Genomic DNA, 25,971 nt, shown 5'->3' on the forward strand with positions numbered 1-25,971 from the left:
GCGCCACGGCAAAATGCCGCAATCAGAAAAATGAATGGGAGGCGACATCACGATGCCGCCCCCCCCTTCGAGCCATGGGATCAGGCGAAAAGCTTCGTCGCGGTTTCGGCAACGCGCTTGCCCAGATAGCGCGCGCTGTCGAGTTCGACTTCGCTCGGGCTGCGGCTGCCGTCGCCGTCGGCGATCGTGGTCACGCCATAGGGCGCGCCGCCGACCACCGTGCCGACCCCCATCTGACCCTGAAACCCGTAATCGAGCCCGACGATGGTCATGCCGAAATGCAGCAGATTGGTGATGATCGAAAACAGCGTGGTTTCCTGCCCGCCGTGCTGCGAGGCGGTCGAAGTGAACGCCGCGCCGACTTTGCCGTTGAGCGCGCCGCGCGCCCACAGCCCGCCAGCCTGATCGAGGAACGCCGCCATTTGCGAGCTGATCCGGCCAAAGCGCGTGCCGGTGCCGACGATGATCGCGTCATAGTGTTCGAGATCGGCGATCGTGGCGACGGGCGCGGCCTGATCGAGCTTGAAATGCGCATTCCGGGCGATTTCGGGCGACACGGTTTCGGGCACACGCTTCACGTCGACTTCGGCGCCGGTCGCGCGGGCGCCTTCGGCAATGGCATGGGCCATGGTTTCGAGGTGTCCATAGCTCGAATAATACAGGACGAGGACTTTGCTCATGGCGGGTTTCCCTGGCGTTGGGCACGGCGATAAAGGGGGGGTGCCGTGCGGATGTGGTGGGCGCTGGATAGGCGCGCGCCGCTTTCCCGGGCAGCCTGATAATCCAGCATGCCTTGTTCGATTTTCCCGAAATGTTTGCCATGATTGCGCGCGCGTGCATTTTCGCCTATGGGGCCAGCCTCGCACAGCCCCGGCGCCGCGACGCGCATTCAGCCCCATTGCCCGGGCGCGCCCGTTTTGCCGGGGGAAATTTGGTTCACCCCGTTTTGCAGCGGCAGAAAAGGCGCTACGCTTTGCGCCCGCTGCCACAGGAAGATTGACCCATGTCCCGTCGCCGCCAGATCTACGAAGGCAAGGCCAAGATCCTTTACGAAGGCCCCGAGCCCGGTACGCTGATCCAGTATTTCAAGGATGATGCCACCGCGTTCAACGCGCAAAAGCGCGGCACGATCAACGGCAAGGGCGTGATCAACAATCGCATCAGCGAATATGTGTTCACCCGCCTTGCCCATATCGGCATTCCGACTCACTTCATCCGCCGGCTCAACATGCGCGAACAGCTCGTGCGCCAGGTGGAAATCATCCCGATCGAAGTGGTCGTGCGCAATGTCGCGGCAGGCTCGATTTCCAAACGGCTCGGCATTCCCGAGGGCGAGCCGCTGCCGCACACGCTGATCGAATATTACTACAAGGACGATGCGCTGGGCGATCCGATGATCGCCGAGGAACACATCGCCTGCTTCGGCTGGGCCAACAACGAGGAAATGCACGACATTTCGTCGATGGCGATTCGCGTGAACGACTTCATGTCGGGCATGTTTGCCGCGATCGGCATCCGTCTGGTCGATTTCAAGCTTGAATTCGGCCGCATCTGGGACGGCGATTTTGCCCGCGTGATCCTGGCCGACGAAATCAGCCCCGACGGTTGCCGCCTGTGGGACATCCAGACCGGCGAAAAGCTCGACAAGGACCGTTTCCGCCGCGATCTGGGCGGTGAAGAAGAAGCCTATCAGGAAGTCGCGCGCCGGCTTGGCCTGCTCGACAATGAAGGCGGCCCTTCCGAAGTGCTCGACCTCGGCGCGCATCGCAAGCTGCGCACCAAGAAATAAGGCGCGCGAAAATTTCGGGGAGGGCGGCACCGGCCCGCTCCCCCACCCGACCACCCGACACTTGTACCCTGTGGGTGGTCGGGTGGGGGAGCGGGCCGGTGCCGCCCTCGAAACGAAGTTTCGACAAGAGTTGACGGGGCTTGTCCGATTGCTACCCCTGCTGCCTGCGCAGCAGGGGTTTTTCGCGTGGGCATGGCAGGAGAGACATAGGGTGAAGATCGCAACCGCGCTGGCAGGCATCCTGATGATCGGCACAGCCCTTCCCGCATGCGCCGCGCCGCCGCCGGTTTATGACGAACGCCCCGCCAAGCTCGAAGAGGCGAGGGACTTGCGCGATTTCGACCGGCGCGTGGTCGATATTCCGATGCGCGACGGGGTAAAGCTGCACACCGTCATCCTTGTGCCCAAAGGCGCGAAAGGCGCGGCGATGCTGATGACGCGCACGCCCTACAACGCCGAAGACCAGACCAACTATGGCCATTCGCCGCACATGGCGAGCCGGATCGACGGCTATGACAGCGCGCCCGACGTGGTCATGGCGGGCGGCTATATCCGCGTCGTCCAGGACATTCGCGGCAAGTACGGATCGGGCGGGACCTATGTGATGAACCGACCGCTGGTCGGCACTTCGCTCAATCCCACCAAAGTCGACGATGCCACCGACACTTATGACACGATCGACTGGCTGGTGAAGCATGTCGGCGAATCGAACGGGCGCGTCGGCATTCTGGGGATCAGCTATGACGGGTTCACCGCGCTCGCCGCGCTGGTCAATCCGCATCCCGCGCTCAAGGTCGCAGTGCCGATGAACCCGATGGTCGACGGCTGGCGCGGCGACGACTGGTTTCACAACGGCGCCTATCGCCAGTACAACAACGACTATATCTGGGATCAGGTCGCCAGCCGCGACAATTCCGCGCATTACGAATCGGGCCAGGCCGATGCCTATACCCTGTTCATGCGCGCGGGCTCAGCGGGCGCGCTGGCCACCGCGCACGGGCTCGACCAGATCGGATTTTGGCAAAAGCTCAAGGCCCACCCCGCCTACGACAGTTTTTGGCAGGAACAGGCACTGGACAAGATCCTTGCCCGTGCGCCGCTGACCGTGCCGACCATGCTGGTCCATTCGCTGTGGGATCAGGAAGACATCTATGGCGCGCCTGCCGTGTGGAAGGCGCTCAAGCCGCTCGACAAGGACGGCAAGCTGTTCCTCTCGATGGGCCCCTGGTATCACGGCCAGGAAATCGAGCGCGCCGACAGCCTGGGCCCGATCCGCTGGGACAGCGACACCGGCAAATGGTGGCGGATGCACGTCCTCGCCCCGTTTCTGGCGCATTATCTCTATGACACGCCAATGGATGTCGCGACCGTGACCGCGTTTCAGTCGGGCACCAACACATGGCAGCGCCTGCCCGGCTGGCCCACCGCCAAGGCCGAAACCCGGCTCTATCTCCATGCCGACCAGTCGCTGGGCTTTGCCCCCTCGGACAAGGCGGCGCGGCTCGACTATATCTCCGACCCGGCCAACCCGGTGACCTTTCTGCCGCGCCCCAACAAGCTGGTCGGCTATGAAAACAACCCCTGGCCGACTTGGCTGACTACCGATCAGCGCCCGGTCTCGGGCCGCCCCGATGTGCTGACCTTTACCGGCCCGGTGCTGGACAAGCCGGTGACGATCGCCGGGCAGCCGGTCGTGCATCTGACCGCATCGACCAGCGGCAGCGACAGCGACTGGGTGGTCAAACTGATCGATGTCTATCCCGACGAAGTCGCGGGCGATCCGGCGATGGGCGGCTATGAACTGGCGGTCGGCATGGACATCTTTCGCGGGCGCTATCGCCAGAGCCTGTCCGAAGCCCGCGCGATCACCCCCGATGCCCCGCTGGCCTATACGTTCGCGCTGCCGCCCGCGAACCACGTGTTCCTGCCCGGCCACCGTATCATGGTGCAGATCCAGTCAAGCTGGTTCCCGCTCTATGACCGCAACCCGCAGACGTTCGTCCCCTCGATCCTCGACGCAAAGCCCGCCGACTATGTCAAAGCCACGCAAAAGATCAGCGTCGGCGGCGATGGCGGCAGCACGATCGACTTGCCCGTGGTGAACTGACCCCTGCGCAGCCGTGCGATCCTTTTCGCGTCGCTTTGCGCGCTGCTGACCGGTTGCGCGCAAGGCGGCGCGCGGCTGGTTCCGCTGGCGGCAAAGCCCGACTGGCCCTTTGCGGCGAGCGATGTCGTGCCCGATCCGGGGTATCGCTTTGGCAAACTGGCCAACGGGATGCGCACCATCGTGCGCAGCAATGCGACTCCGGCGGGCGTGGCGATGGTGCGGCTGGTGATCGAGACCGGCTCGCTCGATGAGGCCGAGGATCAGCGGGGCCTTGCGCATTTTGTCGAACACATGGCTTTCGAGGGCAGCACGCATGTCCGCAACGGCGAAATGGTCAAGCTGTTGCAGCGCGAGGGGCTGACCTTCGGCGCCGATACCAATGCCTCGACCTCGTTCGAGCGCACCGTCTATCAGCTCGATCTGCCGCGCGCCGATCCCGCGCTGCTCGATACCGCGCTGATGCTCTTGCGCGAAACGGCGAGCGAGCTGACCATTGCGCCCGATGCGGTCGATCGCGAGCGCGGCGTCGTCCTCTCGGAAATGCGCGACGGCAAAGGCTATGCGCTAAGCGACTGGCACGACATGGCGCAGTTTCTCTATCCCCGTGCAACGTATCTTCGTCGCCTGCCGATCGGGACCGAACGCAGCGTTGCGCGCGCCGATGCCAAAGCGCTGACAGCATTCTGGCGCGCCCATTACCGGCCCGATCGCACAACGCTGATCCTGGTCGGCGATTTTCCGGCGGCCACGATGACCCGCGCGATCGCGGCGCATTTTGCCGACTGGCGCGCCGAGCCCGCCCCGCCACCGGGCCGGGTCGAGCCGGGCCGGGTCGAGGCCGATCGGCGCGACCGGGTCGACATCCGCATCGATCCCGCGCTGAGCGAGCGCGTCACCGCCTCGCGCCATGGCCCCTGGCTCGACGAGCCCGACACGATTGCCAACCGGCGCCGCGCGCTCCTGCGGCTGATCGGCTATCGCATTGTCAACCGTCGCTTTCAAAGCCTGGCGCGCCGGGTCGATCCGCCATTTCGCGGCGCCGGATTCGGCACGGCAGAGGTGTTTCATATCGGACGCACCACCAATCTCGTCGTCGACAGCGAAGACGGCAAATGGCGCCGGGGCCTGATCACTGCCGCCGCCATGCTGCGGCAGGCGTTGACTCAAGGGTTCACGCAGGCCGAACTCGACGAACAACTCGCCGATTTGCGCGAAGGGCTGGAAAATGCCGCCGCCGAAGCCGAAACCCGATCGGACGCCACGCTGATCCATGCCGCGCTGGCCACGATCGCCGATGGCAAAGTGCCGACCGCGCCCGCCGACGCGCTGGCGCGGTTCAACGCCTATGCCCCGACGATCACCCCGGCGCTGGTGCTCAATGCCTTGAAGGGCGGGGTGCTGAAAGACGGGGCACTGCCGCTCGATGCGCCGCTGCTGCGATTTCACGGTCGCCGTGCGCCCGAAGGCGGCGCCGACGCGCTGCGCAGCGCCTGGGTCGAGGGCGAAGCCGCCCCCGCTGCCGTGTTCACGCCGGTCTCGGGCCGCTTTGGCTATGGCGACTTTGGCCCGGCGGGCACAGTGGTGTCCGATCGGCGTGACGCGCGGCTGGGCATTCGCATGGTGCGCTTTGCCAATGGCGTGCGGCTCAATCTGCGCCATACCGATCTCGATCGCGATCGCATCCGGCTCAGCCTTGCGCTGGCGGGCGGCGAACCGCTTGCGACGCGCGCCGATCCCCTGGCTGTGGCGATGGTTCCGGAACTGGCGCAAGGGGGGCTTGGCAAACACAGCGCGGATGATCTGCAAACGCTGCTCGCCGGGCATTCGGTCGGCGGCTCGTTCCATCCCGAAGGCGATGCCTTTGTCGCCGGGGCGAATACCACGCGGCGCGATCTGGCGATGGAATGCAGCTATCTCGCCGCGCTGATCAGCGATCCCGGCTATCGCCCCGAGGCCGAACGGGCCTTTCACGAAACGATCGCCAATGTGCTCGCCCGGCGCAATGCGACGCCGCAAGCGGCGCTGGCCAATGCGCTCGGCGGGATCGAGACGGACAACGACCCGCGCTTTACGCTCGGCGACATCGCGGCCTATCGCGCGGTCACTTTTGCGACGTTGCGTCATGTGATCGGCGACCGGCTGGCCCGTGGCGCCATCGAGATCGGCATGGCGGGCGATCTCGACGAAGAGGCCGCGATTGCCGCCGTGGCGCGCACATTGGGCGCCCTGCCCGCGCGCGAAACCGATTTTCCGGTCGATCCCGCTGCGCTGCAACGCAATTTCACCGACCGGCGCGGCGCGATCGTGGTGCCTCACAAGGGGCCGACGACGCAGGCCATCGTGCGGCTGGAATGGCCGACCACCGACGATCGCGACGAACGGCTCGAACTGGCGCTCGACATGATCCAGGACATGGTCACCATCGCGGTCGAAGACACTTTGCGCGAGGCCATGGGCAAGACCTATTCGCCCGGCGCAACGTCTGCGCAGTCCGATCTATGGCCCGGCTGGGGCACATTTGCCGTGCAGGCCTCGGTGGCGACCGGCGATGTCGCGGCGACGCGCGCGGCCATCCGCAAGACGCTCGCCGCGCTGATCGCCGCGCCTGCCGATCCCGATCTGATCGCGCGCGCCCGCGCCCCGCTCGCCCAGCGGCTCGACAACTGGCTCAAAGGCAACGGCGGCTGGCTTTCGCTGGTCGCCCGCGCGCAGACCAAGCCCGAACGGATCGAGCGTCACCTTGCCGCCAAGGCCATGCTGATGAGTCTGACCCCGCGCGAATTACAGGCCGCCGCCGCGCGCTATCTGGCACCCGACCGCGCGGTGGAGATCCTCGTCTTGCCGAATGCCGAAAAAAGTGGAGGATGATCGGCTATGACCGATCTTGCCGACTTCCCCGCCACCGCGCTTGCCCCCGCCTTTGCCACAGGCGCGCTGTCCCCCGTCGACGTGATCGAAGCCGTGCTGGCGCGGGCCGCCGCGTGGGAGCCCAGGCTGGCGGCGACTTATGCGCTCGATCGCGACGGTGCGCTGGCGGATGCGCGGACGTCCGAAGCGCGCTGGCGCGCAGGTACGGCGCTGGGCCCGCTCGACGGCGTGCCGGTCACGATCAAGGAAATCATCGCGACCAAAGGCGTGCCGATGCCGATGGGCACGGCGGCCAGCATCCTGTCACCGGCCCCCGCCGATGCCCCGGTCGCCGCGCGGCTGCGCGAAGCGGGCACGGTGATCTTTGCCAAGACCACGGTCCCTGATTACGGCATGCTGTCCTCTGGCCTGTCGAGCTTTCACCCGCTGACGCGCAATCCGTGGGACGTGTCGCGCAATCCCGGCGGATCGAGCGCGGGCGCGGGCGCAGCGGCGGCGGCGGGCTATGGCCCGTTGCACGTCGGCACCGATATCGGCGGATCGATCCGTTTGCCAGCGGGCTGGTGCGGGATCTTCGGGCTGAAGCCGTCGAACGGGCGCGTGCCGATCGATCCGCCCTATATGGGCCGGGTGGCGGGGCCGATGACGCGCAGTGTCGCCGATGCGGCGCTGATGATGACCGCGATCACCGGCGACGATGCGCGCGATTTCATGAGCCTGCCCCGCGAAGATGTGCCGTGGATGGATCTTGACGGCGATGTGCGCGGGCTGCGCATCGGGGTAATGCTCGATGCCGGCGCGGGCACGGCGACCGAGCCTGCCGTGCGCGCGTGCATCGAAGCGGCGGCCCGCGTGTTCGAAGCGGGCGGCGCGATCGTCGAACCGGCAGAGCCTTGGCTGACGCCTGCGATGTTCGATGCTTTCGACACCTTTTTCCGCACCCGGTTCTGGGCCGAGACAAAGGATCTGCCGCGCGAACGTTACAGCCTGATCCTGCCCTATATCCGCCAATGGGTCGAAGGCGGCGCGCAGACCAGCGCGCTGGAGCTGTATCAGGCCTATCAGCAGTTGATGGCGATCCGCGAAGCGGGCGTGCGATTCAGCCAGCGGTTCGATTTCGTGCTGTCGCCGGTCGCGCCGATGCCCGCCTTTGCCGCCGCACTGCCCGGCCCCAACAACGATCCTGCGCGCCCGTTCGATCACATCGCCTTTACCATGCCCGCCAACATGACCGAGCAACCGGCGGCCTCGATCGATTGCGGGCAGACGGCGGACGGTTTGCCGATCGGGTTGCAGATCACCGGCAGGCGATTCGACGACATCGGCGTGCTGCGCCTGTCGCGCTGGTACGAACAGGCGCGCGGGCCCTGGCGCGACTGGCCCCCAGTACCTGCCCCATCCCCAGCACCTGCCCCCTCCCAAGCACCCGACCCTTTCCAAGAACCTTGCCCTTGACCGCAGGTGGAGGCATAGGGCCGCACAAGCGATGACTCCTGAGAAAGAGTGCGAACGATGAAAGTGCGTGTCCATGTCAGCCTGAAGAACGGCGTGCTCGATCCTCAGGGCCGCGCGATCCACCATGCGCTCGAAGGCATGGGCTTTACCGGAATCAACGACGTGCGGGCCGGGCGCCTGATCGAGCTCGATGTCGCCGACGATGTGACCGACGCCGCGCTCGACGACATGTGCGCCAGGCTGCTCGCCAATCAGGTGATCGAAAACTACCGCATCGAAAAGGTGGCCTGATCATGTCCTTTACCGCCGCTGTCATCACTTTTCCCGGATCGAACTGCGACCGCGACATGGCCGTGGCGATCGAAGAGATCACCGGCGGCACGGTTCACCGCGTGTGGCACGGCGATGCCGTTCTGCCCGATGGGCTTGATTTCATCGCGCTGCCCGGCGGGTTTTCCTATGGCGACTATCTGCGTTCGGGCGCGATGGCCGCGCGTTCGCCGATCATGCAGGCGGTCGTGGCCGAGGCCGCGCGCGGCGTTGCCGTGCTCGGCGTGTGCAACGGGTTTCAGGTGCTGACCGAAGCGGGCCTGCTGCCCGGCGCGCTGTTGCGCAACGCCGGACAACACTTCGTCTGCCGCGATGTCGCGCTGACCGTCGGGACCAGCCGGTCGCTGTTTACCGGCGGCTATTTCAAGGATCAGCGGATCACTATCCCCGTCGCGCATCATGACGGCAATTACTATGCCGACGCTGCAACGCTCGACCGCCTCGAAGCCGAAGACCGCGTGGCATTTCGCTATGCCGAGCCGGTCAACGGATCGCAGCGCCAGATCGCCGGCGTGCTCAACGAAGCGCGCAATGTGCTGGGCATGATGCCCCATCCCGAACGCATGATCGAGCCCGCACACGGCGGCAGCGACGGGCGCGTCCTGTTCGAAAGCGTCTTGCGCGCGGCGGGCGTGACGGCCTGACGGCAGCCTTTACGCCGCTGCGTCGCGGGCGTCCCTGCCCATGTCTTTGCGGACCATGTCTTCGCGAACCATGTCTTCGATGGTGCCGGCCTTTTTCGGTTTGGCCGCGACCAGATCGAAGGCGGCTTCGGCGGGCATCGGGCGTCCGAAATAATAGCCCTGGATCTTGCGGCAGCCGAGTTGGCGAACCATCGCCAGTTCCTCTTCGGTTTCGACGCCTTCGGCGGTGGTCGACATTTCCAGGCTGTCGGCCATCGCCACGACCGCGCGCACGATCGCCAGGCTTTCCGCATTGTGACGCGCCGCGCCCTGGACAAAGCTGCGGTCGACCTTGATCGTTGAAAAACGGATCTTGCGCAGATAGCCGAGCGAGGAATAGCCGGTGCCGAAATCGTCGAGCGCCACGCCGCAGCCGAGCCCGATGATCCGCTGCAGGGTTTCCAGCGCCACGGTGCCGTCGCGCAGAAACACGCTTTCGGTCACTTCGACTTCCAGCCGATGGGGCGGCAGGCCGCTGGCCGCCAGCGCCGAGACCACGGTTTCGGCAAAACGGCCGTCGAGCAACTGTTCGCCCGAGACATTGACCGCGATCTTGATCGGATCGGGCCAGCGCGCCGCTTCATTGCAGGCGGTGCGCAAGGCCCATTCGCCGATCGGCACGATCAGCCGCGCATCTTCGGCCACCGGGATGAAACGCGCCGGGCTGACCGGCCCATGTTCGGCGCTGGTCCAGCGCGCCAAGGCTTCGAAACTGAGCACTTTGCCGCTGATGGCGTCGACCACCGGCTGATAGGCCAGCGAAAATTCGTTGCGGTCGAGCGCATGGCGCAGCGCGACTTCGAGCACGCGGCGCTGTTCGGCATCGGTATGCAGCGAGGGTTCATAGGCAAAATGCGCTGCCCCGCCCTCGTCCTTGGCGCGATAGAGCGCAAGATCGGCATTGCGCATCAAGGTCTCGACCGTGGCCCCGTCGCGCGGCCCGATCGCCGATCCGACGCTGGCGCCGATATAGAGCGTGTGGTGATCGACCATATAGGGCTGCGACAGCCCGGCGATGATGCGATGCGCCACAGCATCGATCTTGTCGCTGTCGACGCCCTGAGCCAGCACCACCGCGAATTCGTCGCCCCCCAGCCGACCGCATACCCCGGTATCGCCGACCAGCGTCCCCAGCCGTTCGGCCACGCGTTCGAGCAGGCGATCGCCGACCAGATGGCCAAGCGTATCGTTGATCGCCTTGAACCGGTCGAGATCGATCATCAGGAACGCGCACCGGCTGCGGAACTGATCGGCACGGCGCATCGCGGCGTCGAGCGCCTCGGTCAGTTGCAAGCGGTTGGGCAACCCGGTCAGCGTATCGAACCGGGCGAGATAGGCGATCTGGTCTTCGTTCTCGCGCCGCTCGGTAACATCCGATCCCACTCCGCGAAACCCGACGAAGACGCCGTTTTCATCGATGCGCGGGCTGGCCGACAGCTCCCACCAGCGGTGCTGTCCCTTGAGCGTGACACGCACCATCAGATTGCTGAAGCTTTCGCGCCGCTTTATCCGTTCGGCAAGGTCGTGCAGCGAGGAATGGAAATATCCGGTGTCCCAGCTTTCGCCCGCGATCAACTGGATCAGCGGCTTGCCTTCGACATCTTCGGATTCTTCGCCAAGGGCAAAGGCAAACCGCGGAGAGACGTTGCGCACGCGGCGCGCCGGGTCGACCTGCCACAGCCAATCGGCTTCGCCCTCTTCGAATTCGCGCAGCAAGAGCGAAACGACATCGCTCTTGTCGACCAGCCCGGCCTCGGCCAGCTTGCTGTCAAGAAACGTGCGCGCGGTCTCGAATGCGCCAACCGCGACAAACACCAGAAAGCAGGCCGCGACCGCAGCTGCGGTCCATTCGCCATGGGCCATGAATGCGCCGATCCCCGAAAGGCCGAGAATCACGATGAAGACTTCGGCGCCAAGCGGAACGGTCGCAAAGGCAAAGCCCATGCCTGCCATCAACGTCGCCATGATCGCCCAGATCACCCCGCAATCGTTCGCGCCGAGCCATGGGCCAAAGACCACAATGGGCAAGGCCCAGACCGCGGCAAGCCCGGCCGTCCCCAACGCCTGGACGCGAATTGCGCGCAAACCGACGCGGCGCTGACCAATCGGACTGATCCGGCGATCGACCATCGTGGTGCCGATCACGGCGGCGATCAGCAAGGCCAGCCAGCCCACCGAAAGGATCATGCCGACCCCGGCGCGCAGCACGCGCATCATCAGCATCGCGCAAAGGCCATGGGCCAGAATTCGCGCCACGGCCATTCGCGCAAGGCCGACAAATTGCAGGCTGCGCAGCCGCCCCCAGTCGCCATCGGCCGGATCGGTCAGCCCCAGGACCGCACGCCACTGCAACCGCGACGGCAACGCCGGTTTGGCGTGGTCGGCAAGACTGGCAGCAGAGCGGGCGCGCGGCAAATGAGTCACCCGGCCTGTTTAACCCCCAATGCTTGCCCAATGGTAAGCGCCAGGCGCCATCAGATCATTCGACGGTAACCGATTTGGCGAGGTTGCGCGGCTGATCGACGTCGGTGCCTTTGGCCAGCGCGACGTGATAGGCGAGCAATTGCACCGGCACGGCATAGACCAGCGGGGCGATCAGCGGGTGAACCTTGGGCATCTCGATCGTCGCGAGACAGCCCTCGCCCGCCTCGGCCAGCCCTTCGGCGTCGGAAATCAGCACGATCTTGCCGCCGCGCGCGCGCACTTCCTGCATGTTCGAAACGGTCTTTTCGAACAGCGGGCCCGACGGGGCGAGCACGATCACCGGCACTTTTTCGTCGATCAGCGCGATCGGCCCGTGCTTCATTTCGCCGCTGGCATAACCCTCGGCGTGAATATAGCTGATTTCCTTCAATTTCAGCGCGCCTTCGAGCGCCAGCGGATAGTCCGGCCCACGCCCGAGATAGAGCACATCGCGCGCCGGCGCGATCAGCGGGGCGATCGCCGCGATTTCGTCGTCATGCGCCAGCGCGGCGTTGAGCGCGGCCGGCGTTTCATCGAGATGCCCGACAATTTCGGCTTCTTCCGCATGGCTGATCAGCCCGCGCTTGACCGCCAGATGCACCGCCAGCGCGGCCAGCACGGCCAATTGGCAGGTAAACGCCTTGGTCGAGGCCACGCCGATTTCGGGCCCGGCATGCGTGGGCAACAAGAGGTCGGCTTCGCGGGCCATCGTGCTGGTCGGCACATTGACGACGACCGCAATCGTCTGCCCCGCCGCCTTGCAATGGCGCAGCGCGGCAAGCGTGTCGGCGGTTTCGCCCGATTGCGAGATGAACAGCGCCAGCCCGCCCGGTTCGAGCACGGGATCGCGATAGCGGAATTCGCTCGCCACATCGATGTCGACCGGCAGGCGGGCAAAGCGTTCGAACCAGTATTTCGCCACCATCCCGGCGTAATAGCTCGTGCCGCAGGCGACGATCGTCACGCGGCGGATGCTGGCAAGATCGAAATCGATCTGCGGCAAGGACACGACCTGTTCGTAACGACGCAGATACGAGCGCAGCGTCTGGGCGACGACGATCGGCTGCTCGTAAATTTCCTTTTGCATGAAATGGCGGAAATTGCCCTTTTCGATCGCGGCGGCAGTCGCGCCGGAAGCGACGATCGGACGCACGACCGGATTGTTCGCCGCATCGAAGACCGACGCGCCGTCGCGGGTGATCACCACCCAGTCGCCTTCTTCGAGATAGCTGACTCGCTGGGTCAGCGGGGCGAGCGCCAACGCATCGGAGCCGAGGAACATCTCGCCATCGCCATAGCCGACCACCAGCGGCGAACCGAGCCGCGCGCCGATCAGCATGTCGGGATGCCGGCGAAACGCGATCGCCAGCGCAAAGGCCCCGCGCAAGCGCGGCAGAACCGCCTGGACCGCTGCGGTCGGCGAAAGCCCCGCTTCGACTTGTTCGGAAATCAGGTGCGCGACGACTTCGGTATCGGTTTCGCTTTCAAAGCTGCGCCCGCGCGCGATCAGTTCTTCGCGCAACGAACGGAAATTCTCGATGATGCCGTTATGCACGAGCGCGACTTCATCGGTGGCATGGGGGTGCGCGTTGTTGGTGGTCGGCGCGCCGTGCGTCGCCCAGCGGGTATGCGCGATGCCGATCGTGCCCGGCGCGGGATTGCGCGCCAGTTCGACGACCAGATTGGCGAGCTTGCCCTCGGCGCGGCGGCGGACCAGCTCGCCGCCTTCGACGGTGCAGACACCCGCGCTGTCATAGCCGCGGTATTCCATGCGCCGGAGACCATCGACCAGACGGTCCGCCACCTGATCCTTGCCGACAATCCCGATAATTCCGCACATGGTATAAGTCTTTCAGCAAGTGTGGGCCGACGCGCAGCGCATGGCACGGCCAAAGTGAACGGCAGATTGCCGGGCGGTCAATCCTGTTTTTCGGCCTTCTTGTCGGCCTTTCTTTCGGCCTTTTTCTTTTTCATCGCGTCGTGAAAGCGGTCGGCCCAGCCCGGCTTGACCAGTTGCTCGGCGCGCACCAGCCGCAGTTCTCCATCGCACACATCTTGGCTGACCGCGCTGCCCGCCGCGACGATCGCATCGGCGCCGATCCGCACCGGAGCGATCAGCGCCGAATTCGAGCCGATGAAGGCGCGTTCGCCGATCACGGTGCGATATTTGAAATAGCCGTCATAGTTGCAGGTGATCGTGCCCGCGCCGATATTGGCCTGCGCGCCGACATCGGCATCGCCCAGATAGCTGAGGTGATTGGCCTTGGCGCCCTTGCCCAGCCGCGCGTTCTTGACCTCGACGAAATTGCCGACTTTGCTGCCCTCGCCCAGATCCGCGCCGGGGCGCAGACGGGCAAACGGCCCGACCGAGGCGCCGCTGGCGACACGCGCGCCCTCGATATGGCAAAAGGCATGGATCGCAACGTTGTCCGCGATCACCGCGCCGGGGCCAAAGACGACATTCTGTTCGATCGTCACATCGCGCCCGACCACCGTATCCCAGGCGAACCACACCGTCTGGGGCGCGATCAGCGTAGCGCCATCGGCCATCGCCTGCGCCCGGCGGCGTGATTGCCAGCGCTCTTCCGCGGCGGCCAGTTCGGCGCGACTGTTGATCCCGGCGACTTCGTCGGCATCGTCGGTCACCACGACGGCGGCCCGGCGGCCGTCGGCCAGCGCGATATTGACGATGTCGGGCAAGTAATATTCGCCCTGGGCGTTGTCATTGCCGACCCGCGCCAACAGGGCAAAAAGATCCTCGGAGCGCGCCGCCAGCAGCCCCGAATTGCACAGGCGCGTGGCGCGCTCGGCTTCGGTCGCGTCCTTGAATTCGACCATCTTTTGCACCAGACCGCTCTCGGCGATCACCCGGCCATAGGCGAGCGCATCATCGGGCTGAAACCCGAGCACGACCACTGCCGGCGCATCATCGGCGTGGAGCCGTTCGAGCATCGCGCGCATGGTGTCCGCCCGCACGAACGGCACATCGCCATAAAGCACCAGCACATCGCCCGAAAAACCTTCGAGCGCGCCTTCGGCCTGCTGCACCGCGTGCGCCGTGCCATGCTGCGGGTCTTGCACCGCGATCGTCGCCGACTCGCCGACGGCCTTTTCAAGCTGTTCGCGCCCACTGCCGACGACGACGACCTGATGCTCAGGGTTTAGCGTCGCCGCGCTTGCCATGAGGTGCTGCACCATCGGCCGTCCGGCGATGGGATGCAAAACCTTGTGCAGGTCGCTTTTCATCCTGGTCCCCTTGCCGGCGGCAAGGATGACGATAGCCAGATGACGATCTTCGGCGCGGGCTACGGGGCGAGCGGATTCAGGCATGGTGTCGGTCATGGTTGACGTCCTTGCCAGCATTTCCTTGCAGTTTCCAGAAGGCTCGGGCACGGACCGCGCCGATGGCTGATTTTCCTTATGACGTCGTCGGATTCGATCTCGACGGCACCCTGCTCGATACCGCGTTGGATCTTGGTCACGCGCTCAATCATGCGCTGGCGCTGATCGGCCGCCCGATCATCCCGCTCGAAGACGTGCGCGGCCTGATCGGCGGCGGCACCGGCCAGATGCTGCGCAGCGGCCTGGCCCGCACGGGCGGCGTCGACGAAGCGATCCTGCCCGATCTCACTGAAAAGCTGATCGGCTTTTACGAAGCCAACATTGCCCGCCACACCGCGCTTTATCCGGGCGGCGAAGCCATGCTTGCCGGGCTTGAGGCGCGCGGGGTCAAGATCGCGGTTGCCACCAACAAGCGCGAGGCGCTGGCGCGGCGGCTGTTCGACGAACTCGGCCTTACCCCTCGGCTGGCCACGATCATCGGCGGCGACACGCTCGGCCTCGATCGCGCCAAGCCAAAGCCAGACATGCTGATCGAAATGGTTCGCCGCACCGGCGCGTCGAATGCCGCATTCGTCGGCGATACCACCTATGACATCGGCGCCGCGCGCGCCGCCGGGCTGCCGGTCGTCGCAGTCAGCTTCGGCTTTTGCGATTTGCCCGTACATGACCTTGGCGCCGACGCCGTCATCGATCATTTCGACGAGCTTATCCCCACCCTCGAACGCCTGGGCTGAATCCGCCCGACAATCCCTCTTTTCATCTGCGCCGCGCCCGTTATATGCGCAGGCCTCGTTGGGGCGTCGCCAAGTGGTAAGGCACCGGTTTTTGGTACCGGCATCCGCAGGTTCGAATCCTGCCGCCCCAGCCAATTGTTTTACAAGCATAAAATACCCTTTGAAAAAATAGTTATCCACAGCGTTCCGCACTTCATTCCGCACCTTGGGTTACGCGTCATCTGGTACTTTCCTGCCGCGACTCCAGTTTGGCGACGGCAGAGTTGCTCTGAATTGCGGTCAAAGCCTGGTATCGATCGAGCATGTCGTTCACTGTTCTGATCGTCCAACCCAGCATCGCAGCGATTTCCGACGGGGTGCAGCCGGCATCGGCAAGCATGGTGCAACTCGTCCCGCGAATGTCGTGAAAATGCAGACCATCGAGACCCGCATCGAGCGTGGCCTTGCGCCAGTGGTGCTGGAAATGGATCTGCCCCCAGGACTTGCCATTTGACTTGGTCAGGATGGTCTCTGCCGACCGCGGCACTGCATCGAGCAGCGCCCGCAACGCTGCAGGAACCGGCATATCGACTTTGCGGTTGCGCTTGCCCTGACGAAACGAAATCCGTCCGTCGTTATAGGAAGACCATCCCAGCTTCAGCAGGTCCCCTTGCCTCTGCCCCGTCCAAAGCGCTAATTCGAGGGCGAGGCGCATTTCGGGCGAGGCAACTTTGCGAAAAGCCTCAAGGTCTGCCGACAGCCAGATTTTCTCACTGCGATCGACCTTGTAGACCTTTTTGGGCCGGGTGGCATGGTTGTTGGAAATCATGCCCCGATCTCGAGCCCATTCGAGGATGATGCGCAGCACGCCGAATATTGCGTCCGCCTGCCGAGGCGAACTCTCGGCCCTCCGGTCACGCCAGTCCAGCAACCGTCGACGTATCTTCGGATCATCCAAAAGTTCGAGAGGATATGTGGAAAAGGCAGGCGATTTTTCGGTCAGCTTTGCCTTGGCGATCGTCGCCAAGTGTTGCTCATAATCGCGCTTGGTGCGTGGAGCTAGGCTCGTGAAAGCAGTACTTTTCATATACCCGTCGATGATTGCCTGCAGCGTCCCCACAGTCCTCGTTTGGCTCGGCGTCTTGATCGCCGCATTGTACGACCTCATGAACGCAGGCGAACCGGGATAGAAATCTTCCGCTTCGTCACCCGGCACTGGATTAAGGGCGCCATAGCCACGAAGAATGTAATAGGTTTTCAGACGTCCCGTCGCGAGCTTCTTGTGGCTCTGATAGACGCCTTTCAGCCTAAGACGCATGGCCTTGTTCCCAGGCTTCGAGCGGAGAGAGGGCTTTCCGTGGCAAGGCTTGTCCCAACCCACAGACCTGGTCCAAAGCACGGTCATGCGAGGGTATGTCGTAACGGCTGGTCCCCGGAACTGGGCCGGGGACAATGCCCTTTGCCTGCCAGTTGTCATAAGTCGAAGGCTTGATACCGCCAAGATAGCCACAAATGCCCTCTTTGGTCACAAGACGGGTCATGACACGCTCCATTGTTGACGACGGTCGGATTTTCGAGACCATCGGAAATGCCCCCTGACGGGGCGACTGCTCTGCGGGCGGGCAATTGCCTGAATGCTAAACCACCAGTTCGAAGGGCACAGGATTCCAGACACCCTGCCGCGCCAGGCAAAGTGGACAATTGCTCAACTCTCACTCATGATGTAGTTTAGGAAAAATTGAGCCAGAAAAATCTATGAATGTGGATTAACTCATGATTGTGAGTAATGTCAAGCCATCTCGACCTGAAGGTGCTGCGTGAGCATCGGCAGACGCCTTCTCGAGATCCGCAAGGCGCGCGGATTGAACCAGGCTGACGTCGCAGCGGAGATCGACATCTCCCACGGCGCGCTGGTGAATTATGAGAAAGGGATGCGTGAGCCGCCGGCCAGCGTGATTCTCGCCTTCGCGAAGACCTACAAGGTAAGCCCTGCATGGCTGCTCACCGGCGAAGGTCGGCCGGACCAGACCGGCCTGGATGAAACCTATGAGATCTCGATCGACACCGCATGGGACTACCTCGCCCGCAGCGGTGATCCAGTCGAGAAGGAAGCGCTGATCAAACTGGGCAGCGCGCTGTTCCAGTACCTGCTGGAGCACGGCAGTATCAGCGAGACGATGTCAGAAAAACTGCTTTCCCTGAGTGCCTGACATGACTGACAGACGCACTGAAACCAAAGACAAGCTGCTCGCCACGATGCAGGCGGTAAGCCCCCCGCTTGAAAAACTGATGGCCGAACGTGTGGCATTGCGGAATGAAATCCGGACTGCACGCTCCGCCCTGGCAGATACCGAACGGCAAATCGCACTGCTGCTAAAGGTCCGCGATGTGCGCATTCCCCGCTACATCGCGTACGCCAAGGCGATCACGCTCACAGCGACTATGGCCGCGCTGGCCGCCCTCGCCCTCTCGCTCTTCACCAATCTCATTGAGATCAAAATCACCGCCCCCCTCTTCGCCTCTTTCCTCATCCCCCTGTGGCTGGTCGAACGTGCCGAACAGCAGTTCGGTCGATGGCATATGCGCCTTTATGGGGCTTCAACTTTCGTTCGAAGCGACGGTTAGGGAGGACTGACCGGTTAGTCCGCTGTGGATGGTCGATCGGGTTTAGCCGCCCTCCATTCACGCCATAGAGTTGATTGTCCGGCGAAAGCGGGACAGGGCTATAGCGAAGAAGATTGCACCGATCGCGATGATCGCGAGAAACTGGGGCCACACCACGTCAAATCCGGCACCTCGGTAAAGAACAGCCTGGGCCATCTTCACGAAATGCGTGGTTGGCGCCGCGAGCATGACGATCTGAACGAACTCCGGCATGCTTTCCCTGGGTGTCATACCACCGGACAAGAGCTGCAGCGGCAGCAATACCAGCATCATCAGCAGGCCGAATTGCGGCATCGAGCGAGCAATCGTAGCCAGGAAGATGCCTATCGATGTCGTGGCAAACAAATGCAGACCCGCGCCAGCCAGGAACAGTGCAATCGATCCCTCGATCGGGACGTGAAGCACGCCCTGAATGACGAAAATGAGAGCGAAGGCACAGGCCAGCAAGACGACCAGCCCCATCGACCAGACTTTGCTCGCCATGATTTCGAGCGGTGTTATCGGCATCACCAGCAGATGTTCGATCGTGCCATGTTCGCGTTCACGGATCAGCGCGGCCCCCGTCAGCACGATCGACAGCATCGTCACATTGTTGATGATTTCCATCAGCGAGGCAAACCAGCTTTGCGTCAGGTTGGGGTTGAACCGGGCGCGCAGCGCAAGATCGACCGGCGCGGGGGCGTGCGATCGGGTTCCCGCGGCAAAATCGGCAGCCTCGCCCTGAACAATCTGCTGGATATAGCCGCCGCCGGTGAAAGCCTGGGTCATGCTGGTCGCATCGACATTCAGCTGGATCGTCGGGTGGCGTCCAGCCAGCATGTCGCGCTGGAAATCAGGCGGGATGTCGAGCGCAAACGTATAGTCTCCGGCATCCATGCCTTTGTCGACCTGGTGCAGCCCGATCATTGCGGGCCGGGTGAAATGGGGCGGGTAAAACGCACTGGTGATCCGGTTGGACAGTGGCGACTGGTCTTCATCCACAATCGCGACAGGCGCCTTGTACAAGGTTTCGGGAATGCCGGTCGCGGCCACGTAGACGTCGAACGAAAACGCATAGAGGATCAGCACGAGCATCATCGGGTCGCGCACAAGGCTGCGCAGTTCCTTGATCCCGAGCCGGAAGATGTTGAGGAATTGATCCACCGCTCAATTCTCCTGCTTGCGAAGCAGCACGACACACGTCGCAAGCAGGATCGGAAAAGTGACCGCGAGCGCCAGTAACTGGCCGGCCAGATCGGCAAAGCCCAATCCCTTGGAAAAGACACCGCGACAGATCGTGACGAAATGCGTTGCCGGGAAAATCGCACCGATCAGTTTGCCCGGCCCTTCAAGCGAGGAAACGGGGTTGATCAGGCCCGAGAACTGCACCGCCGGCAGGATCGTGCCGATCGCGGTGGCAAACATCGCCGCAATCTGGCTGCGCATGAAAATCGAGAACAGCAGCCCGATCGCGGTCGAGGTCAGGGTATAGAGAAACGCGCCGAGCGTCATGGCCAGGATATTGCCGGTGATCGGTACGCGGAAAATCGCGACGGCCACGATCACCAGCAGGACGTAGTTGACCATGGCGAGCAGGACATAGGGAACCTGCTTGCCCAGCAGGAATTCAAGCCGGGTGATCGGCGTCACGTAGAAATTGATGATCGAGCCCAGTTCCTTCTCGCGCACCACGCTGAGCGCGGTCAGGATCGCGGGAAACAGCAAAAGCAGGATCGGGACAACCGCAGGCGCGATCGCGACCAGGCTCTTCACATCGGGGTTGTAACGATAGCGCAGCTCGATGTTTATAAGGCCCGCGGCCGGTCGGTATCCGAAGTTTTGCGCGGCCATGTCGCTCAGCCACTGGGCATGCATGGCCACGATGTAGCCCTCGATGGTTTCGGCCCGCGTGGGCATTGCGCCGTCCAGCCAGACGCCGATCTGGACCGGGACACCCCGGCGCAAGTCACGCGCGAAATTGGGCGGGATTTCGAGTGCTACGCCAACTTCGCCCGCGCGCATGCGGCGGTCGAGCTCCGCATAGTTGGTGATCGGCGGTCGTTCGACGAAATAGCGCGATCCGGCAAGGTTGAGGACGTAGTTCTGGCTCGTCGTCGACCCGTCATGGTCAAGCACGGCGAATGGCAGTTTTTCGACATCCAGGCTGATGCCGTAGCCCATGATCAGCATCAGGATCACGCTGCCCAACAGCGCCAGAGTCGCCCGGATCGGATCGCGCTGCAATTCCAGCCCTTCGCGCCGGGCGTAGCTCATCATCCGGCGCTGGCTGAACCATGGTGAGGCGGCGCCGGAGGATGGCGCGGGATCACCTGCCGGAACAGGGGCACGATGCGATGGCGCGCTGTCATCGGCGGGCGCGCCATCGACCGTTTCGCCCGTTGCATCCTTCAGATAGGCGATGAATGCGGCTTCCAGGCTGGCGCTAGCGCGCTTCTTGATGATCGCCTGCGGGGTATCGCTGATCAGTACTTTGCCGGCATGCATCAACGAGATGCGATCGCAGCGTTCCGCCTCGTTCATGAAATGGGTGGAGATGAAAATCGTCACTTTGTCGTTGCGCGACAGATCGATCATCATCTGCCAGAACTGGTCGCGCGCGATCGGATCCACGCCGGAGGTGGGCTCGTCGAGGATCAGCATTTCCGGCTTGTGGATCATCGCCACGGCCAGACTCAGCCGCTGGCGCTGGCCGAGCGGCAGGGCATCGGGCAACGCGTCCATGATGTCGGTCAGGCCGAAGCGCTGCGCCATCTCGGCCACGCGACCCGCCACTTCAGCCGCCGGGACATGAAAGAGCTGGGCGTGAAGCTCCAGGTTCTGACGCACCGTCAGTTCGGAATAAAGCGAGAAGGCCTGCGACATGTACCCGACGCGCCGACGGGTTGCCATGTCGTCGTTCTCGATTTCCTTGCCAAACAGCCATGCCTGCCCCTCGGTTGCCTTGAGCAGCCCGGTCAGCATTTTCATAGTGGTCGACTTGCCGCAGCCGTTGGAGCCGAGAAAGCCGAAGATTTCGCCGCGTTCGATCCGGAAGTCGACATGATCGACAGCGGTGAAGTCGCCAAATCGCATCGTCAGGCCGCGCGCTTCGATGGCGACTTCGCTGTCCGCACTGCGCGGTGGAATGGTGACCGGATGGTAACCGCTCCGCACGGCCTCCGGCAAAAGCGTAATGAAGGCGCGTTCAAGATTGTCTTTGCCGGTACGCTCGAAGAACGCATGCGGCGTGCCGGTGGCCAGGATCTTGCCCGCGTTCATCGCCACCAGCCAATCGAACCGTTCCGCTTCTTCCATATAGGCGGTAGCGACCAGCACGCTCATTCCGGGGCGATCGGCGCGGATATGATCGATCAGATCCCAGAACTGTGCGCGCGACAGCGGGTCGACGCCAGTCGTCGGCTCATCGAGCAGCAGGAAATCGGGATCGTGGATCAGCGCGCAGCACAAGCCAAGCTTCTGCTTCATGCCCCCCGACAACTGGCCTACCGGCCGTTTGCGGAAAGGTGCAAGCCCGGTGCTCTCGGTCAGCTGGGCAATGCGATGCTCGCGCTCGGCCCTGCCCTGCCCGAACAGCCGCCCGAAGAATTCCAGATTCTCGTCGATCGACAGCGTCGGATAGAGGTTTTTGCCGAGACCCTGCGGCATATAGGCGATGCGCGGACAGACTGCCTCGCGGTGTTGCCGGTCGGCCATGTCGCCACCCAGCACTTCGATATGCCCTTCGCTGATGGCACGCGCGCCCGCAATCAGGGAGAACAGGCTGGACTTGCCCACCCCGTCCGGGCCGATCATCGCCACGGTCCGACCGGCCGGAATGTCCAGATCGATCCCGTCCAGCGCCAGAACTTTGCGATAGCGCAGGCTGACGCCCGAAACACGCGCCGCCATCTCTTCGGTGGAGACGGCAATCATCGCGGAACTTTGACGGCCAGCTTGTCCGGCCATTCGACTTTGGGGTCGATCCGGACATAGGCCAGCCCGGGGAGACCGGTCTTGACCTTGGTGATGTAGTGTTCAAGCAGCCGGCGATCGATCTGTGCCTTGACCCGGAACATCAGCTTCTGCCGCTCGCTTGCAGTCTCGACGGTCTTGGGGGTGAACTGCGCAACGTCAGAGACAAAGCTGATTTTCGCCGGAATGACCATGTCCGGCGCCGCATCGAGGACAATCCGCACATCGCTGCCGATCGCCACTTTGCCCACTGCCGTCTCGGGCAGGAAAAAGGTCATGTAGACATCGCCCAGGTTGACCAGATTGAGTACGCGGCCTCCACCGGCAACCACTTCGCCGGGCTGGGCAACACGATATTGCACTCGCCCGTCGATCGGTGCCTTGAGATCGCTGTCGCGGATGTCGGCGTCGATCCGCTGGATCATCGCGCGCACGGCATCGACGTTTGCATGCGCCCCGATTACCTGGTTGCGCGCGGTGGTGATCGCGGAATCGACCGCCGCAACTTGCGCACGTGCCGCTTCGACCGCAGCCACGGCGCCTTCGACTTGCGCTTCGTCGTCATCGCGTTCCTGGACCGGGGTGGCGCCCTCTTTCGCGAGAGTCGCCGAACGCGCGAGCCGCTTGCGCGCTGCGCCGAGTTCGGCCTCGCGCTGGCGGGCTGCGGCCTCGGCGGCGGCGCGGTTGGCCTGCTGTTGCACGACCTGACTCTCGGCGATCTGGATGGCGTTGATCGCCTGCGCCAGTTTCGCCTCTGCCTCGGCCCTTTGGGCAACGAGCACATCGGTGTCCATGTGCGCGACGACCTGCCCGGCTTTGACGAAGGCGCCTTCATCAACCTGAATGGTGCTGATCCGGCCCGGTGACTTGGCCGAGACATCGACCTCGACCGCCTCGATCCGGCCGTTGCCGCTGACAATCCCGGCAGACAGCGCGGCGGGCTTCAGCAGCCACCATAGCGCCAACACCATGGCCAGCGCTGCAATGGCAATGCCGCCCCTGACGAGCCAGGTTTTCCCGGAGGGGGTCATCGTTTCTGTGCTCCTGCCTTCTGACTGTTGGGTGCCTGCGGGTCGAACGTCGGCGCGTCGGCAAAGCCGCCGCCAACGCTTGCATAAAGCGCGATACCGCTGGCGAGGTGGGCGCGGCGAAGCTCGACAAGCGCTTGCTCGGTCCCGAACAGATCCCGCTCCGCGTCGAGCACTTCGAGATAGGCCGACCGGCCATTTTCGAACCGAAGGTGGGCGAGGCGGGCCCGTTCGCGCAGCGCGTCAAGCACGGTGTGAGTCGATTCGATCTGCAGCGCCAATTGCCGCCGCCGGATCAGTGCGTCGGACACATCCCGGAAAGCTGCCTGCACGGTCTTTTCATATTCCGCCACGGCGCCGATCCGACGCGCTTTTGCGACGTCGAGATTGGCGGCGAGCGCGCCTGCATTGAACAGCGGAATGGAAATGGTCGGATTGAAAGCCCAGACCCGGCTCCCCGGCTGAAACAGATCGTCCAGCGCCACGCTCCCGGTGCCGTACGAGCCGGTCAGGCTGATATTGGGGAAAAAGGCCGCCCGAGCCGCGCCGATATTCGCTTCTGCCGCGCGCAAGCGAAATTCCGCGGCCATGATGTCGGGGCGGTTGACCAGCAGATCGGACGGGAGGCCGGCCGGCAGCACAATGTCCGGTGTCGCTCCTGCCAGGCCAAGCGCACCGGGCACCATTTCGACCGGCCGCCCGACCAGCAGTTCCAGCGCATTGTGGTTGACGCCGCGATCCTGACCGAGTGCCTGGAGCGCGGCCTGCGCCTGGGCGAGCAACATTTGCGCCTGGGTCATCTCGAGCTTGGAGCCGGAGCCGACCTCATAACGGCGGCGCATGATGCGCAGCGCTTCCTCGCGCGTTGCAATGGTCTGCCGCGCGAGCGCCTCGCGCTCTTCGTATTCGTGTTCGAGGAGATAGCCGTTGGCGACTTGCGCGATCAGGTCGGTCGCCACAGCGCGGCGCGCTTGTTCGGTAGCCAGAAACTGGTCCCGTGCAGCATCCTTTGCGTTGCGCAAACTGCCCCAGAAATCGATTTGCCAACTGGCACTCAGTTGAGCTGACCACAGCTTGATGTCGTAGGCCTCGTTACCAAAGCCGGGAAAGCTGATAATCGACCGACCGAGCGCGTCGGTCCCCACCGCATTGACCTGGGGGTACAGCGCCGAACCCTGGATTCGCCATGCCGCGCGTGCCTCCGCAACACGCGCCGCGGCAATGCGGATGTCACGGTTGTTGGCCAGCGCTGCCGTAATGAGCGCACGCAACTGGTCGTCCCTGAAAAAGTCCTGCCACCCGATCCGCGCGATCGATCGGGAATCCGTTTCGCCCGACGCATAGGCATCAGGCACGGGTTGTGCCGGGCGGACATGAGCCGGGGCGAAAGAACACGCGCTTGCCATGACCACAAGAGGCATGGCGGTCCAACACATCCGCCATCGTGCAGAGCATCGCTCTGAAGCCACACGCTTACTCCCCTGACCCTGCCGAAGTTTCCTGCACGCGTTCATGCGCATACCGGCAATCACATTGTCGCCAGTTGCTGCTCCGCCCTCGACGTGCGGCCCTCAGGCGGCATCGGCACGCGTCCGCAGCGCCCTGGTCACACGTGATATTGGCGTCATTCCGCTTCAACTCCTGCGCCTGGCATCAAGCCGTGGTTATGCGTTGCTGCCTCCCATCCCGGATATTATGTATACTCTTGAGTGTCGTTATCGCGACAAACCGCAGTATGATCAAGGCGAATCTGGGCAGACGCGTTGAGGTTTGCTAGGTCGGCCGACTGTGACGACACAAACCCAAGCCAGCATGGCTCGCAGCAATCCGCCGCACGATCCAAAGGGCGGCCGCCCTCCACAAGAGGTCGCGGCGCTGCTGGGCCCGCGAATTCTTGACGCAGCGCTTGAAGAGTTCCTCGAAAGGGGATTTGAAAGTGCAAACATGGATCGCATCGCAGCGGCGGCCCGAGTCACCAAGCGCACAATCTATACCAGGCATGGATCCAAGCAGGGCCTGTTCTTTGCGGCGATCGAGCATGGAGTGGTACGACATACCCGATCAGTCGTCATTACCGTGCCCTGCGGAAGCTTGAGAGAACGCCTTGTCCATATTGGCCGGAAAGCCCTCGATCTCTCGCTCAGACCGGACGTCGTCCGTCTCGAACGGCTGATGCAATGGGTTGCCGACCAGCGTTTGCGTCTCCCGCAAACGAAGCTGCCAGTTGTCTCCGACGGTGCTGTTGAAATGTTCCGGTCCGTTCTGCGTGAGCGCAAAGAAACCAGCCTGGCGCAAGGTGATCTGGAATTTCTCGCGAACTATCTGTGCGACATGCTCATCTTCGCACCGCGCAATCAAATTCTCATCCGGGGTTCGATGGAAAATTCGCGCAAGGCAAAGGCGGAATATTTCGAGCGCGCCATTGCCATGATAGCAAAATCGCTTCCCTTTGCGATCGACTGAATCGCACCGATTTCGCCATTGTGCCAGTATCCTTTGACACGGAACCTTGCCCGATGTGACGGTGCAGCCCCTCTGGGGCGCAATTTCCAGAAAAGAACAGGATATCAGCGCATTG

Annotated in this window: 19 protein-coding genes and 1 tRNA gene; 11 read left to right on the plus strand and 9 right to left on the minus strand. The window is 63.5% G+C overall.

The window, feature by feature from the left end:
• Positions 1 to 80: 80 nt before the first annotated feature.
• The gene (wrbA, locus tag AQZ50_RS16800) at positions 81 to 680 is read right to left on the minus strand and encodes an NAD(P)H:quinone oxidoreductase (protein ID WP_067747990.1); all 600 of its coding nucleotides are present in this window, start codon (positions 678 to 680) and stop codon (positions 81 to 83) included.
• Positions 681 to 1,003: 323 nt separating this feature from the next.
• Here wrbA and purC point away from each other — a divergent pair, with 323 nt between their 5' ends.
• The 6 genes from purC (at position 1,004) to purQ (ending at position 9,193) form a co-directional block, all read left to right on the plus strand.
• The gene (gene purC, locus AQZ50_RS16810; protein ID WP_067747994.1) at positions 1,004 to 1,789 is read left to right on the plus strand and encodes a phosphoribosylaminoimidazolesuccinocarboxamide synthase; all 786 of its coding nucleotides are present in this window, start codon (positions 1,004 to 1,006) and stop codon (positions 1,787 to 1,789) included.
• Between the two features lie 244 nt (positions 1,790 to 2,033).
• Positions 2,034 to 3,896, plus strand: a complete 1,863-nt coding sequence (locus tag AQZ50_RS16815; protein WP_067748043.1) for a CocE/NonD family hydrolase — start codon at positions 2,034 to 2,036, stop codon at positions 3,894 to 3,896.
• A gap of 126 nt (positions 3,897 to 4,022) precedes the next feature.
• Entirely contained in the window at positions 4,023 to 6,764 is a 2,742-nt protein-coding gene (locus AQZ50_RS16820; protein WP_231730364.1) for a M16 family metallopeptidase, read from the plus strand.
• A gap of 6 nt (positions 6,765 to 6,770) precedes the next feature.
• Complete coding sequence (locus AQZ50_RS16825; protein WP_067747998.1) at positions 6,771 to 8,219, plus strand: amidase; 1,449 nt, start codon at positions 6,771 to 6,773, stop codon at positions 8,217 to 8,219.
• Positions 8,220 to 8,276: 57 nt separating this feature from the next.
• Positions 8,277 to 8,510 (plus strand): phosphoribosylformylglycinamidine synthase subunit PurS, encoded by a 234-nt coding sequence (gene purS, locus AQZ50_RS16830; protein ID WP_067748000.1) that lies wholly within the window; start codon positions 8,277 to 8,279, stop codon positions 8,508 to 8,510.
• A 2-nt stretch (positions 8,511 to 8,512) separates the two neighbouring features.
• Positions 8,513 to 9,193, plus strand: coding sequence for a phosphoribosylformylglycinamidine synthase subunit PurQ (gene purQ, locus AQZ50_RS16835; protein WP_067748002.1), 681 nt, complete (start codon positions 8,513 to 8,515; stop codon positions 9,191 to 9,193).
• Positions 9,194 to 9,202: 9 nt separating this feature from the next.
• On the opposite strand, the gene AQZ50_RS16840 is transcribed toward purQ, so the two are convergent.
• The 3 genes from AQZ50_RS16840 to glmU form a co-directional block, all read right to left on the minus strand.
• Positions 9,203 to 11,656 carry a putative bifunctional diguanylate cyclase/phosphodiesterase gene (locus AQZ50_RS16840; RefSeq protein ID WP_067748004.1) on the minus strand — a complete coding sequence of 818 codons (2,454 nt, stop codon included), beginning with the start codon at positions 11,654 to 11,656 and terminating at the stop codon, positions 9,203 to 9,205.
• A gap of 55 nt (positions 11,657 to 11,711) precedes the next feature.
• Positions 11,712 to 13,535 (minus strand): glutamine--fructose-6-phosphate transaminase (isomerizing), encoded by a 1,824-nt coding sequence (glmS, locus tag AQZ50_RS16845; protein ID WP_067748006.1) that lies wholly within the window; start codon positions 13,533 to 13,535, stop codon positions 11,712 to 11,714.
• Positions 13,536 to 13,612: 77 nt separating this feature from the next.
• Positions 13,613 to 15,037, minus strand: a complete 1,425-nt coding sequence (glmU, locus tag AQZ50_RS16850) for a bifunctional UDP-N-acetylglucosamine diphosphorylase/glucosamine-1-phosphate N-acetyltransferase GlmU (protein WP_231730365.1) — start codon at positions 15,035 to 15,037, stop codon at positions 13,613 to 13,615.
• A gap of 62 nt (positions 15,038 to 15,099) precedes the next feature.
• Here glmU and AQZ50_RS16855 point away from each other — a divergent pair, with 62 nt between their 5' ends.
• Together AQZ50_RS16855 and AQZ50_RS16860 are read left to right on the plus strand one after the other, a co-directional pair.
• Entirely contained in the window at positions 15,100 to 15,771 is a 672-nt protein-coding gene (locus tag AQZ50_RS16855) for an HAD family hydrolase (RefSeq protein WP_067748008.1), read from the plus strand.
• Between the two features lie 59 nt (positions 15,772 to 15,830).
• A tRNA-Gln gene (locus tag AQZ50_RS16860) sits at positions 15,831 to 15,905 on the plus strand.
• Between the two features lie 83 nt (positions 15,906 to 15,988).
• Here the strand turns inward: AQZ50_RS16860 and AQZ50_RS16865 are convergent.
• On the minus strand, positions 15,989 to 17,068 hold the full coding sequence (locus tag AQZ50_RS16865) for a tyrosine-type recombinase/integrase (protein ID WP_067748010.1): 1,080 nt from the start codon (positions 17,066 to 17,068) through the stop codon (positions 15,989 to 15,991).
• Positions 17,069 to 17,567: 499 nt separating this feature from the next.
• On the opposite strand from AQZ50_RS16865, the gene AQZ50_RS16870 reads away from it, so the two are divergent.
• Positions 17,568 to 17,960 carry a helix-turn-helix domain-containing protein gene (locus AQZ50_RS16870; RefSeq protein WP_067748011.1) on the plus strand — a complete coding sequence of 131 codons (393 nt, stop codon included), beginning with the start codon at positions 17,568 to 17,570 and terminating at the stop codon, positions 17,958 to 17,960.
• Position 17,961: 1 nt separating this feature from the next.
• Positions 17,962 to 18,375: a hypothetical protein gene (locus AQZ50_RS16875; protein ID WP_067748013.1), complete on the plus strand. Its 414-nt coding sequence runs from the start codon at positions 17,962 to 17,964 to the stop codon at positions 18,373 to 18,375.
• A gap of 57 nt (positions 18,376 to 18,432) precedes the next feature.
• Here the strand turns inward: AQZ50_RS16875 and AQZ50_RS16880 are convergent, their stop codons facing one another.
• Genes AQZ50_RS16880 through AQZ50_RS16895 form a run of 4 tightly spaced genes read right to left on the minus strand, consistent with a single transcriptional unit; the run spans position 18,433 to position 24,829 of the window.
• A complete protein-coding gene (locus AQZ50_RS16880) occupies positions 18,433 to 19,557 on the minus strand; it encodes an ABC transporter permease (RefSeq protein WP_067748014.1) in 1,125 nt (374 codons plus the stop codon).
• Between the two features lie 3 nt (positions 19,558 to 19,560).
• Positions 19,561 to 22,326, minus strand: a complete 2,766-nt coding sequence (rbbA, locus tag AQZ50_RS16885; RefSeq protein WP_067748016.1) for a ribosome-associated ATPase/putative transporter RbbA — start codon at positions 22,324 to 22,326, stop codon at positions 19,561 to 19,563.
• On the minus strand, positions 22,323 to 23,396 hold the full coding sequence (locus AQZ50_RS16890; RefSeq protein ID WP_067748018.1) for an HlyD family secretion protein: 1,074 nt from the start codon (positions 23,394 to 23,396) through the stop codon (positions 22,323 to 22,325). The genes rbbA and AQZ50_RS16890 overlap by 4 nt, the downstream gene beginning before the upstream one ends.
• Complete coding sequence (locus AQZ50_RS16895; RefSeq protein ID WP_369801435.1) at positions 23,393 to 24,829, minus strand: efflux transporter outer membrane subunit; 1,437 nt, start codon at positions 24,827 to 24,829, stop codon at positions 23,393 to 23,395. Before AQZ50_RS16895 ends, AQZ50_RS16890 begins: the two co-directional genes overlap by 4 nt.
• A gap of 376 nt (positions 24,830 to 25,205) precedes the next feature.
• Between AQZ50_RS16895 and AQZ50_RS20185 the strand changes: the two genes are divergently transcribed.
• On the plus strand, positions 25,206 to 25,856 hold the full coding sequence (locus tag AQZ50_RS20185) for a TetR/AcrR family transcriptional regulator (protein WP_231730367.1): 651 nt from the start codon (positions 25,206 to 25,208) through the stop codon (positions 25,854 to 25,856).
• Positions 25,857 to 25,971 lie beyond the last annotated feature (115 nt).

This window comes from Novosphingobium sp. Fuku2-ISO-50, assembly GCF_001519055.1.
GTDB lineage: Bacteria > Pseudomonadota > Alphaproteobacteria > Sphingomonadales > Sphingomonadaceae > Novosphingobium.

Excerpts from the sequence above, each read along its gene's own strand:
- wrbA (WP_067747990.1), bottom strand. The coding sequence starts at position 680 with ATGAGCAAAGTCCTCGTCCTGTATTATTCGAGCTATGGACACCTCGAA.
- purC (WP_067747994.1), top strand. The coding sequence starts at position 1,004 with ATGTCCCGTCGCCGCCAGATCTACGAAGGCAAGGCCAAGATCCTTTAC.
- AQZ50_RS16815 (WP_067748043.1), top strand. The coding sequence starts at position 2,034 with ATGATCGGCACAGCCCTTCCCGCATGCGCCGCGCCGCCGCCGGTTTAT.
- AQZ50_RS16825 (WP_067747998.1), top strand. The coding sequence starts at position 6,771 with ATGACCGATCTTGCCGACTTCCCCGCCACCGCGCTTGCCCCCGCCTTT.
- purS (WP_067748000.1), top strand. The coding sequence starts at position 8,277 with ATGAAAGTGCGTGTCCATGTCAGCCTGAAGAACGGCGTGCTCGATCCT.
- purQ (WP_067748002.1), top strand. The coding sequence starts at position 8,513 with ATGTCCTTTACCGCCGCTGTCATCACTTTTCCCGGATCGAACTGCGAC.
- glmS (WP_067748006.1), bottom strand. The coding sequence starts at position 13,535 with ATGTGCGGAATTATCGGGATTGTCGGCAAGGATCAGGTGGCGGACCGT.
- glmU (WP_231730365.1), bottom strand. The coding sequence starts at position 15,037 with ATGACCGACACCATGCCTGAATCCGCTCGCCCCGTAGCCCGCGCCGAA.
- AQZ50_RS16855 (WP_067748008.1), top strand. The coding sequence starts at position 15,100 with ATGGCTGATTTTCCTTATGACGTCGTCGGATTCGATCTCGACGGCACC.
- AQZ50_RS16865 (WP_067748010.1), bottom strand. The coding sequence starts at position 17,068 with ATGCGTCTTAGGCTGAAAGGCGTCTATCAGAGCCACAAGAAGCTCGCG.
- AQZ50_RS16875 (WP_067748013.1), top strand. The coding sequence starts at position 17,962 with ATGACTGACAGACGCACTGAAACCAAAGACAAGCTGCTCGCCACGATG.
- rbbA (WP_067748016.1), bottom strand. The coding sequence starts at position 22,326 with ATGATTGCCGTCTCCACCGAAGAGATGGCGGCGCGTGTTTCGGGCGTC.
- AQZ50_RS16890 (WP_067748018.1), bottom strand. The coding sequence starts at position 23,396 with ATGACCCCCTCCGGGAAAACCTGGCTCGTCAGGGGCGGCATTGCCATT.
- AQZ50_RS16895 (WP_369801435.1), bottom strand. The coding sequence starts at position 24,829 with ATGTGTTGGACCGCCATGCCTCTTGTGGTCATGGCAAGCGCGTGTTCT.
- AQZ50_RS20185 (WP_231730367.1), top strand. The coding sequence starts at position 25,206 with ATGGCTCGCAGCAATCCGCCGCACGATCCAAAGGGCGGCCGCCCTCCA.